Source organism: Geminicoccus flavidas, from assembly GCF_009806515.1.
In the GTDB taxonomy this organism is placed as follows: Bacteria; Pseudomonadota; Alphaproteobacteria; order Geminicoccales; family Geminicoccaceae; genus Geminicoccus; species Geminicoccus flavidus.
The window spans coordinates 1-10913 of sequence record NZ_WUJP01000598.1 but is presented as its reverse complement, the minus strand read 5'-3'; the positions used below and the strand labels follow the sequence as shown (position 1 = coordinate 10913).

Genomic DNA, 10913 nt, shown 5'->3' with positions numbered 1-10913 from the left:
GGCCTCGGGCAGGCCGATCGACCCGTCCGCGGCGGCCGGTGTGGCCCGGGCGTCCTCCTTGCCGAGCGAGGAGAGGATCAGCAAATCCGGGCCGATCTCGGGGCCCGGCGCCAGCAGGGCCGCGTGCTCCATCACGTTGCGCAGCTCGCGGACATTGCCCGGCCAGTGGTGGCTGCCCAGCGCCTGCTCCGCCCGGGGGCTCAGATGCAGCTCCGGGCGGCGGTAGCGGGCCTTGGCCTGGGTCAGGAAGTGGCGGGCGAGGAGCTGCACGTCGCTGCCACGCTCGCGCAGGCTGGGCACGCTCAGCGCCACGATCCGCAGGCGGAAATACAGGTCGGTGCGGAACCGCCCGGCGCGCACCAGCTCCTCCAGCGGCTGGTTGGTCGCCGCCACGATCCGGACATCGATCGCCCGGTCGCGCACCGCGCCCAGCCGGCGCACCCGACGGTCCTCGAGCAGGCGCAGCACCTTGGCCTGGAGCGACAGGTCCATGTCGCCGATCTCGTCCAGGAACAGGGTGCCGCCATCCGCCGCCTCCACCAAGCCGAGCTTGCGCTCCTTGGCATCAGTGAAGGCCCCGCGCTCGTGGCCGAACAGCTCGTCCTCGATCAGTGCGGCCGGCAGGGCTGCGCAGTTGATCTCGATGAAGGGTGCGGCGGCACGCGGTCCCTCGAAATGGATCGCTCGCGCGATCAGCTCCTTGCCGGTGCCGGTCTCCCCCACCACCAGGACTGGCGGCGGCGGCAGCCCACCTGCCATCTGCCGCTCGCCCTGGGCCAGCCGGGAGATCTCGGCCTTGAGCCGCAGCACCGCCGACGAGGCGCCGACAATCTGGTCCAGGCCGCTGCCGCGCGCCTCACGATGCTGGTAGTAGCTGAGCGTGCTGGCGATCCGGTCGTCGCTGGAGATCTTGTCCACCAGCCGCTTCAGGTCGCGCAGGATCAAGGGCTTGGTGACATAGTCGTAGGCACCCGCCTTCAGCGCGTCGACCGCGTTCTGGACGTTGCCGTGCGCCGTCATCATCACGACGCGCAGGTCCGGGTCCAGCTCGCGGAAGCGCCGGAGCGCTTCTATCCCGTCCATGCCCGGCAGCCGCAGGTCGAGCAGCACGAGATCGGGTCGGAAATCGGCGACCTCCGCCAGCCCCTGCTCGGCGCTGAACGCCATGCGCACGGCATGGCCCTCGCGCTCCAGATAGCTCGCCATGTTGCGAGCGAGGCGCTCCTCGTCATCGATGATCAGGATGGCGGCACCGTTCACGAACCGGCTCCCAGCAGCAAGAGACGCGCCTCGGTGCCCTGTCCGGGCAGGCTCATGAGTTCCAGGCTGCCGCCCAGGCGCTGGGCGATCTGCCGGGCGAGCGGCAGCCCCAGCCCGAGCCCGCCGGGCTTGCGGCTGTAGTAGGGCAGGAACGCGCTCTGCAGTTCTGAGCTGCTCATCCCGGGGCCAGTGTCCATGACGCGCACGAGGATGTGGATCTCGCCCTTGAGCCGCGCCTCAACGCAGAGCCGGCCGCCGTCCGGCATCGCCTCCACCGCATTGGTGAGCAGGCTCGCCACCGCCTGGCCGAGCAGCAGAGGCTCGGCCAGACAGGGCGGCAGGTCGGGCGACAAGCACGCGACCACCTCGATACCGCGCTGGCGGCACTGGGCCGCGATCTGCGCCAGGCACCGCTCCAGGACCGGCCCCAAGGGCAGCGGCTCCGGCTCGACCGCCTCGGCCCGGGCATAGTGCAGATACTCACGCACCCACTCTTCCAGCCGGTCGGTGTCGGCGATGATCTCGCGCAGGAGCCGCTGCTGCTCCGCCGGATCGCCGTCCAGTGAGAGTTCCGCGGCCGAGCGGATCGCCGCCAGCGGGTTGCGCAAGCCATGCGCCACGGCGGAAGCGACCTCGCCGGATGCGGCCAGCGTGCGGGTCGCGATGAGCTCGCGCTGCTGGGCCTCGATCAGCCGTGCCGCGCGGGCGATCAGCCAGAACAGGGCGCAGTAGAGCACGAGACCGGCGCCGATCGCGCCCGCGATCACCATCTGCCGCCCGCGATGGATCGCATGGGCCAGGGCTTCCGGCGTGCGGTACACCTCGACCACCCCGATCGCCCTAGGCCCACCGGAACGCGACCAGATTGGCAGATAGTTCTCGACGAAGAACGTGCCATTTTCCGCGAGGCTGGCATGCTCCGGCTTGTCGTGAGCGCCGGCATAGCCGCTCTCGACCACCGGCCGGCCGCCCAGCGCCCGCTCCAGCTCGACATTGTGGGTCTCCACCCGGCCGACTAGGCTGGGGTTGGTCGACCAGATGACCTGCCGATCGAGATTGTAGGCATTGGCCCGCAGCACGCCCGGCATGTTGCCCAGATGGGCATAGAAGTCGCCGACATGGCGGTCGGCCCTGGCCGGTGCCTCGCCCAGGAAATAGCCCTCGGCCTGCTCGTCCTGCACGATGCTGTTGATGAACAGCATCATGGTCTCGGCATCGCGGGCCAGGATGTTTTCCGTCATGAACCGCTGCATCGACCAGGCGGCGATGCCGGCCAGCACGATGATCGCGCAGGCGCTGACCAGGCCGAACCAGCGCACGAGGTTGAACGTGGGCGCCTCGTTGCCTGCGCCGACTGCTGCCGAGGACATCATGAACTCTCGACAATACTTAAAATGGCGACGCGTTTCCGCGCCAACTATCCTGCCAATCTAGCCGGTAAGCCTGGCCTGCGCGACAATGTTCCGCGCCCGCATGGCGCGGCGACGCGCGGGCACTACCCCATTATGCTGCAGCAGGTTCGCTGCCGGAGGACCGAGGCACGGCACGGCCGTGACGGGCTCGGACGGGAGTTGTCAGCATGAAGATCGCGGTCGTGGGCGGCGGCATCATGGGTGCCGGCACCGCCTACCACCTGGCCCGCAAGGGTGCGGACGTCGTCTTGGTGGAGCGTGCCGACCTGGGCCGGGCGACCTCGGCCGGTGCCGGCATCATCTGCCCCTGGATCCGCAGGGACCACGATCCGGCCTATTACGCGCTGGCACGGGCCTCGGCCGCCTATTACGCCGAGCTCGTCCCGGCCCTTGCCGAGGACGGCGAGACCGAACTCGGCTACCGCAAGGTCGGCGCCCTGCTGCTTTCGGCGGATCCGGCGGTGCTGGATCGGGCCGAAGCGCTGGTGCATCGCCGCGCCGAGACCGCGCCCGAGATCGGCGCCATCGAGCGGCTGGCGCCGGACACGGTGCAGGAACTGTTCCCGCCGGTCGACCGGCAGCTCTCAGCACTGCACGTGAGCAGCGCTGCCCGGCTGGACGGGCGGCTCCTGGCTTCTGCCCTGGAACGGGCCTCGGCCCGGCACGGTGCCCGCTGGCGGCGCGGCCATGCGGAACTCCTGGTGGAGAGTGGCCGGGCGGTCGGGATCATCGCCGATGGCGAGCGGATCGAGGCGGATGCGGTGGTGATCTGCGCGGGCGCGTGGGCCGCTCGGCTGCTGGCACCTTTCGGCGTGGACCTGCCCGTGGCATCCCAGCGCGGCCAGATCGTGCATCTGCGCCTGCCGGGCGTGGACACTTCCGCCTGGCCGGTGCTGCTGCCGGCCGACACCGACCACTACCTCCTGGCCTTCGACGATTCCCGGGTGGTGGCGGGTGCCACCCGCGAGACCGGCTCCGGCTTCGACCATCGTGTGACCGCCGGCGGGCTGCACGAGGTACTGGGCCAGGCTCTGCGCGTGGCCCCGGGTCTGGCCAACGCCACCCTGCTCGAGACCCGGACCGGCTTTCGGCCGATGAGCCTGACGGGCAACCCGCTGCTGGGCGCGCTGCCTGGCATCGACCGCCTGTTCGTCGGCAACGGCCTGGGACCGAGCGGCCTGACGCTCGGACCCGGCTCAGCACGGCTCCTGGCGGACCAAGTGCTGGGCGAGCCGCCCTCGCCGCTGATCACGCCCTTCCAGCCCTGAAACGCTGGCCCGCTCAGCTCGGGCGGGTCAGCACGTAGGCCGCCCCGGTCAGCATCAGCAGGGCGACCAGGCTCGCCAGCGGCAGGCCGGGGCGGCTGGTGAACCAGAAGACGGCGAAGCCCGCCGTCATGCCCAGGCAGGCCATGAGCTTGGCCCGCCGGGGAATGGCGCCGCGCTCGCGCCACCGCCGCAGGAGCGGCCCGAACCGCGGGTGCTGCAGGAGCCACGTCTCCAGCCTGGGCGAGGAGCGGGCAAAGCAGCCGGCCGCCAGGATCAGGAACGGGGTGGTCGGCAGGACCGGCAGGAAGATCCCGACGAAGCCCAGCCCGACCATGAGGTAGCCCAGCGCGAGAAAGCCGCCACGCCGCATCGCAAGCCCTTGCCGTGGACGGCGAACCTGCTCGCGCGCGCAGCGGGATTCAAGCGCCGTAGCGCTGCCTCAGCCCGGCAGCTTCGCCAGGGCGGCAGTGACGCCCAGGCAGGCCTCGGCCACCTCGCGCCCCTTGATGCGGAAGTGCTGGAAGAAGAAGTCGTGGTGGGTGCCGTGCTCGTGGAACTGCTGCGGGGTGAGGACGGCCGAGAGCACCGGCACCAGGGTCTCGAGTTGGACCTGCATAAGCCCGGAGATCACGGCCTGGGCGACGAACTCGTGCCGGTAGATGCCGCCATCCACCACCATGCCGGCCGCGACCACGGCCCGGTAGCGACCGGACTTCGCCAGGAGCTTGGCATGGAGCGGGATCTCGAAGGCGCCCGGCACCTCGAACAGGTCGATCCAGCCGGCTTGCACCCCGCCATCGGCCATGCGCGCAAGGAAGCCGTCGCGGCACTGGTCGACGATCTCCTTGTGCCAGCAGGACTGGATGAAGGCGAAGCGGGAAGAGGACTGGTCCACGAACGCGGCTCCCATGGCTGCCGATGCACCGACCAGGGCAGACGCAGGGCCGGCGTCCGGATCCGAAGGATCCATCTGCTCGCCACTGATCTCTTGCATCCGGACTGTGACCGTCGGCTCCGGGATCGCACCGGAATCTGCTGACCCTGCCGCCAAAGAACGGAAGGCGCTCGCGGGCTCGCAGATCGGCCGCAACCGATCCGATCACCGCCGGTGGGGACTTCCACCCCGCCCCGAGATCATCACCCGCCTCCATTCAAGCGGGTACCGCAGCCATAGGTCGGCGGAACCCGCCATGGCAAGCCCCGCCCCGGCAAGCCATGATGCACCGAGGGTCACATCATCCGGGGTGCCGCGGCGCCGTCGGCGATCAGCGGGTAGCGGGCGCGGGCGTCGAACAACTGGTAGTGCCACCATTCGGAGCGGTAGAAGTCGAAGCCCGCGCCCGTCATGAGCCCCAGGAGGAGCAGGCGGTTGCGCTGCGCTTCGGGTGAGATGCCGGCATCGCCATGGTGGGAGCGCGGGGTGAAGGCGTCGAACTCGGTGCCCATGTCGAGCTCTTTGCCCTCGCTGTCCATGAGCGTCAGGTCGACCGCCACCCCCCGGCCATGCGGCGAGCCGCGCCAGGGTACGGCCAGGAACTCCGGGTCGGGCGTGTGCGCCCAGAGCTTCCACTGCGCCTCGGGCGGCCGGTAGAGGTCGAACAGCTTGAGCCGCAGACCCAGCATCTTCGCCTGGGCGATGGCACGTTCCAGCGCCGCCAGAGCATCCTGGTGCAGGAGTGGCAGGGCGCGGGCATAGACCGGTCTTCCGGTGAAGTTGCGCTCCGTGGCGTAGCGCAGGTCGATCTCGACCTCATGGCGGGCACGGTCGATCGGGACGAGCGGCATGGGCTGGCAGGTGTGGTCCAAAGGTGACTGGGGCTTTCGCAAGATGCCGTGCCGTCGCATGGACGTCGAGAAGCCGCTTGCCGAAGTCACAGGCCGGTCGTAGCGGCGAGACGGTCCGATCATGCGGGGACGAAGCGCTTGGCGAGAAATGACAGCCAGAAGACGGTCGTGTTCGACCTGGGTGGCGTGCTGATCGACTGGAACCCGCGCTATCTCTACCGGACCATGTTCGACGACGCGGCCGCGATGGAGCGGTTCCTGGCCGACGTGGCGACCGGAGAGTGGAACGAGAAGTTCGATGCCGGCCGGCCGATGGACGAGGGCATTGCCGAGCTCCTGGCACTCCACCCGCATCTGGACGTCCCGCTACGTGCGTGGAAGACGCGCTGGATCGAGATGATCAAGGGCCCGATCCACGGCACGGTCGAGATCCTGGACGAGCTGGCGGCCCGTGGCACCCATCTGGTGGCGCTGACCAACTGGTCGGTCGAGACCCTGCCGCTGGTACGCCACGACCCGGGCTACCCGTTCTTCGAGCAGTTCGCGAAGGTCTACGTCTCTGGCGAATTGCGACTGATCAAGCCGGACCCGCGCATCTTCGCCCATGTCGAGACCGATCTCGGCAAGGCGCCGGACCGGCTCCTGTTCATCGACGACAATCCGGCCAACGTGGCAGCGGCCACGGCGCGCGGCTGGATCGCCCATCGCTTCACCGACCCGGGCACCCTGCGGGACTTCCTGATCGGGCAGGATCTTCTGGCCAAGGCGGCCTGAGCGATGCGACGGTCGCTGCGCCTGTTGGCCGGCACCGTCGCCCTGCTGCTCCTCCTGACGATCCTGCTGGTGCTGGCCATAGGCATCGGCTCGTTGCCGCGCACGGGCGGCAACTACCGCTTGGGCGGGCTGGACGGTCCGGTGGCGATCGAGCGCGACCGCTTCGGCGTGCCGCACATCCGGGCGTCCAGCGAGCGGGACGCCTATCGCGCCCTGGGCTTCGTCCAGGCGCAGGACCGGCTCTGGCAGATGGAGTTCCAGCGCCGTGTCGGCCAGGGCCGGCTGGCCGAGCTGGTGGGGCCGGCAGCCTTGCCCGTCGACCGGCACCTGCGCGTGCTGGGGCTCTACCGGGCGGCCGAGCAGGCGGTGGCCGGGCTGGACCCGGCGACGCGCGCGCTGCTCGATGCCTATGTCCAGGGGGTGAACGACTGGATCGAGGGCCGCAACCGGCTCCTGCCCCCGGAGTTCTGGATCTTCTGGCACCGGCCTGAGCCGTGGACTGCGGCGGATAGTGCGGTCTGGGTCAAGATGATGGCGCTGACCCTGGACGGCGACATGAGCGCCGAGATCCTGCGCCAGCGGCTCCTTGGCGTGCTGCAACCCGAGCTGATCCAGGACCTGTGGCCGGGCATGGCCCTGCCGCAGACCGTGGGCAGCCACCTGCCGGACCGGTTTCTGGCGGATCTGGCGGCGGCCCTGCCGGCACCGCCCGGTCCGGGCACGGGCTCCAACGCTTTCGCGGTGGCGCCCGGGCGCAGTGCGAGCGGCGGCGCGCTGCTGGCCGGCGATCCCCATCTGGAGCTGCGTTCGCCCGGGGTCTGGTACCTCGCCTATCTGGAGGCGCCGGGCCTAGCGGTCACCGGCGCCACCTTGCCGGGCCTGCCGTTCGTGGTGATCGGCCGGACGCGGCAGCTCGCCTGGAGCCTGACCACGACTGGTGCCGACGTGCAGGACCTGTTCGTCGAGACGCTCGATCCGGCCGATCCTGCGGCCTACCTGACGCCCGAGGGCAGCCGGCCCTTCTCGGTGCGCAGCGAGCGGATCGCCGTGGCCGGCGAGGCCGACCAAGTCCTATCGGTGCGCACTACCCGGCACGGGCCGGTAGTCTCCGATCTGGTGGACGTGCCGCACCCGGCCGGCAGCGTGGTGAGCCTCGCCTGGACCGTGCTCGACCCGGACGACCGGACGATCCGGGCCGGCTTCCGCCTGCCCCATGCGCAGAGCGTCGCCGAGGCGCGCCAGATCCTGCGCGACTACCGCAACCCGGTGCAGAACTTCATGCTGGCCGATGCGGCCGGGGGGATCGGCTTGGTCGTGGCCGGCGCGGTGCCGGTGCGTCGCGATGGCGATGGCAGCATGCCGGTGGACGGTGCCAGTGGCCGGTTCGACTGGACCGGCACGATCCCGCCGGACGAGTTGCCGGCCCGGATCGATCCCACGAGTGGTAGCATCGCGAACGGCAATGACCGGGTTGTGGACGACGACTATCCCCACCTCGTCGCCACGAGCTGGGAGCCGGACTGGCGGCGCCAGCGGATCGACGCGCTGCTGGCGGCAGAGCCGGTGCTGGACGGGGACGACCTGATCCGCATCCAGCGCGACCACCGTTCGGGCTTCGCGGTCGAGTTGCTGCCCACCCTGCTGAGTGCCACCGGCCTTCCGCCGGAACTGGCGGCACTGCTGCCGGCCATGGCGGACTGGGACGGCACGATGGCCGGGGAGAGCTGGCAGGCCGGCCTGTTCCTGGCCTGGGCCGAACATTTCGCCCGGCGGGTACGTGCCGACGAGCTGGGCCCGGCGGCACCTCTGGTGGGTAGCCTGCGCGGCGCCTTCCTGGCCAACCTGCTGCGCAATCGGCCGGGCTGGTGCGACGACCGGCGAACCGAGCCGGTGGAGGGCTGCGCGCACATGGCCGGGCTGGCGCTCGCGGACGCGCACCGGGCACTGGTGGACGCGTTCGACGCCCGGCCGTCGGCCTGGACGCTCCGGCAGGTGCAGCATGCCGAGCTGGCCCATGCGGTGCTGGGCAACATGCCGCTGCTAGGTCCCTGGTTCGGCCAGCAACTCGCCAAGGCAGGCGATCCCTACAGCGTGGACGTGGCCGGCGCCCGGGTGGATGCGAGCCTGGTACGGCGGACCGTCACCCATGCGGCTAGCCTGCGCATGGTGGCGGACCTGGCGGAGCCGGAGGGCATCCGGATCGTCACCGCGGGCGGCCAGAGCGGCCATCCCCTGTCGCGCTGGTTCAGCGACGGCGCCCGGCGCTGGGAGCGGGACATCCGCATCCGCCTGCCAGCGAGCGAGCGCATCGAGCTGCTCTCGCTGGTGCCGTGATGGCCGATCCGGAGTGTCGAGGGAATTCAACAACTCGGGCGTTATATAGTTTTCCTGTATCTTCCTCTAGCGTGACCCCATATCCTGGAACCGGAGGTGGACGATGCAGAGCGGGGCGTGGGCCGGATGAAGGGCGACAGTTTCGGCACGCGGCTGCGGGCGCTCCGAATGACGAAGGGTCTGTCCCAGGTGGAACTGGCCCGACTGATCCACCGGCATCCGACCGCGATCGGGCCTTACGAACGCGACGAGTACGCGCCGCCCAGGGAAGTGGTCGACCGGATCGCGGAACTGCTCGACACCACCCCGGAATATTTATGGTTCGGCCGGAGCCCGAAGCGGCCGACCCTGGCCCAGGGCGGCCGCATCGGGCCGGGCGGGCTAGCCCGCCCGCTGGATGCGACCGCCCTGCCCCTGGAGCTGCGCTCGGACCGGCTCCGGGCCTGGCTTCTGGAGGATGGGGTTCACGGCGCACGCTACCGGCCGGGCGACCTCCTGCTGGTGGCAGCCGAGCCGCTGCGGCCGGACCAGGCGCTCGGGCGCGACGCGCTGGTGCGGCTGGCCGATGGCCGGGACGTGCTGGGCCGCCTCCTGCCGGGCGCGCGGCCCGACCTGCCGCTCCTGTGCCTGTCCGGGGGTGAAGTGGCGGTCGCGGTGGAGGCCTTGGAGGCCCGCCCCGTCCTGGGCGTACTGGCGCCGGATGCGATCACCAGTCGTCCTGGGCGTACTGGCGCCGGATGCGATCACCAGGAGTGACGCTGCCGAGGCTTGAGAGCTCATCTATCATGGTTGATGAGAAATTATAGAAGCACTAGCTTCGCATAAATTAGCTGGTATTTTATGGAAATCGATCGGGACGCGAGACGAACCGGATTGCGGGGGGTCTCGAACGCGGCTGGAGATCTCACTTCATGAATCAGATGGCCACCAGCAAGGTCGTCTCTCGTGGTACCGGCGGCCGGTCCCGGGCACTCGACGTCGACCATTATGTCTCGATGCGGATCCGCCAGCGCCGGATCATGCTGGGCCTGACCCAGCAGCAGATGGCGGAGCTGATCGGCGTCACCTACCAGCAGGCGCACAAGTACGAGACCGGCATCAACCGGATCTCGGCCGGCCGGCTGTTCCAGATCGCCCAGGCGCTGGGTGTCGACATCAGCTACTTCTTCGAGGACGTCGAGCCCGACAAGAACGCGAAGCCCAAGGACAAGGAGCTGATGCCGCAGCAGCGCATGCTCCTGGAACTGGCCCGCAACTTCTCGTCGATCGGGAGCCGCAAGCACCAGGACGCGCTCTGCAACCTGGCCCGCGTGCTGGCTGGCACGGAGCGCGAGGAAGCCTGAGCCCCCCAAGCGGCCGGCTCGTCGGCCGCCTCCGACCTTACTCGGCCATCGCCATGCGCAGGATGCGCCGGGTCTCCTCCCAGTTCACCGTCGCCAATGCCTCTTCCAGCGTGAACCAAGCGGCCTCGGCGGCATCGTCGCCGGCGATCGCCCGGTCGTGCTCGGCATCGGCGACGAAGTCGATCAGCGTGTAGTGCCACGCCACCTGACCATCGGCATCATGCTCGATCAGGTCGACCGTGGTCAGCAGGCGGCAATTCGACAAGGGCAGCGCAGTCTCTTCCATGACCTCGCGCCGAGCCGCCGCCTCGACCGTCTCACCCAGATGCTGCCGCCCGCCCGGCAGGCTCCACTGCCCCGCCCGCGGCGGCTTGCTGCGCCGGATCAGCAGCACTCGCCCCTCGTGCCGCACCACCACGCCCACGCCGACAATCGGGCCGTTGGGATAGTCACGCCGCGCCTCGCTCATCGACCCTGCCGGCGCTGGACTTGTGTGCACTCGGATGACAACATTTTGTGAAACGTTATGATCACCGGCTCAACCTCAGAGCTACGGATTGACTTGGCTGCGCCCGACACCATCATCGACCGCGCGAGAAAAGGGGTGCTTCGTGACGTCCGCGCCTGTCCTGCCTGTCAGCCGACCGTCCCCGGTGCGCATCCTCGCCTGCCCAGGCTCGCCCGGGCCGCCGGCGGGTGCCGTCGCCCGACGCCGCCGGGAGGGCTGATGGCGAGGA

At 69.9% G+C, this 10913-nt stretch carries 11 protein-coding genes and 1 riboswitch; of the genes, 5 read left to right on the top strand and 6 right to left on the bottom strand.

The window, feature by feature from the left end:
• A partial coding sequence (locus EQG76_RS17055) for a sigma-54-dependent transcriptional regulator (RefSeq protein ID WP_200840874.1) occupies positions 1–1260 on the bottom strand: 1260 nt, incomplete at its 3' end.
• Positions 1257–2633, bottom strand: coding sequence for a sensor histidine kinase (locus EQG76_RS17050; RefSeq protein WP_159715600.1), 1377 nt, complete (start codon positions 2631–2633; stop codon positions 1257–1259). The genes EQG76_RS17050 and EQG76_RS17055, both read right to left, overlap by 4 nt.
• A 206-nt stretch (positions 2634–2839) precedes the next feature.
• Between EQG76_RS17050 and EQG76_RS17045 the strand changes: the two genes are divergently transcribed.
• Positions 2840–3940 carry an NAD(P)/FAD-dependent oxidoreductase gene (locus tag EQG76_RS17045; protein WP_159715599.1) on the top strand — a complete coding sequence of 367 codons (1101 nt, stop codon included), beginning with the start codon at positions 2840–2842 and terminating at the stop codon, positions 3938–3940.
• Between the two features lie 13 nt (positions 3941–3953).
• Here the strand turns inward: EQG76_RS17045 and EQG76_RS17040 are convergent, their stop codons facing one another.
• The 3 genes from EQG76_RS17040 to ddpX form a co-directional block, all read right to left on the bottom strand.
• Positions 3954–4310: a YbaN family protein gene (locus EQG76_RS17040; protein WP_159715598.1), complete on the bottom strand. Its 357-nt coding sequence runs from the start codon at positions 4308–4310 to the stop codon at positions 3954–3956.
• 69 nt (positions 4311–4379) lie between these two features.
• A complete protein-coding gene (locus EQG76_RS17035; protein ID WP_159715597.1) occupies positions 4380–4850 on the bottom strand; it encodes a 6,7-dimethyl-8-ribityllumazine synthase in 471 nt (156 codons plus the stop codon).
• Positions 4851–4918: 68 nt separating this feature from the next.
• A riboswitch (FMN riboswitch) is annotated at positions 4919–5080 on the bottom strand.
• A 90-nt stretch (positions 5081–5170) separates the two neighbouring features.
• The gene (gene ddpX, locus EQG76_RS17030) at positions 5171–5725 is read right to left on the bottom strand and encodes a D-alanyl-D-alanine dipeptidase (RefSeq protein WP_159715595.1); all 555 of its coding nucleotides are present in this window, start codon (positions 5723–5725) and stop codon (positions 5171–5173) included.
• A gap of 138 nt (positions 5726–5863) precedes the next feature.
• On the opposite strand from ddpX, the gene EQG76_RS17025 reads away from it, so the two are divergent.
• The 4 genes from EQG76_RS17025 (at position 5864) to EQG76_RS17010 (ending at position 10176) form a co-directional block, all read left to right on the top strand.
• Positions 5864–6499 (top strand): HAD family hydrolase, encoded by a 636-nt coding sequence (locus EQG76_RS17025; RefSeq protein ID WP_159715593.1) that lies wholly within the window; start codon positions 5864–5866, stop codon positions 6497–6499.
• 3 nt (positions 6500–6502) lie between these two features.
• Entirely contained in the window at positions 6503–8833 is a 2331-nt protein-coding gene (locus tag EQG76_RS17020) for a penicillin acylase family protein (RefSeq protein ID WP_159715591.1), read from the top strand.
• 96 nt (positions 8834–8929) lie between these two features.
• Positions 8930–9589 (top strand): helix-turn-helix transcriptional regulator, encoded by a 660-nt coding sequence (locus tag EQG76_RS17015; protein ID WP_159715589.1) that lies wholly within the window; start codon positions 8930–8932, stop codon positions 9587–9589.
• 164 nt (positions 9590–9753) lie between these two features.
• Positions 9754–10176 (top strand): helix-turn-helix domain-containing protein, encoded by a 423-nt coding sequence (locus EQG76_RS17010; RefSeq protein ID WP_159715601.1) that lies wholly within the window; start codon positions 9754–9756, stop codon positions 10174–10176.
• Positions 10177–10213: 37 nt separating this feature from the next.
• Here the strand turns inward: EQG76_RS17010 and EQG76_RS17005 are convergent, their stop codons facing one another.
• Entirely contained in the window at positions 10214–10645 is a 432-nt protein-coding gene (locus tag EQG76_RS17005; RefSeq protein WP_159715587.1) for an NUDIX hydrolase, read from the bottom strand.
• Positions 10646–10913: the final 268 nt, after the last annotated feature.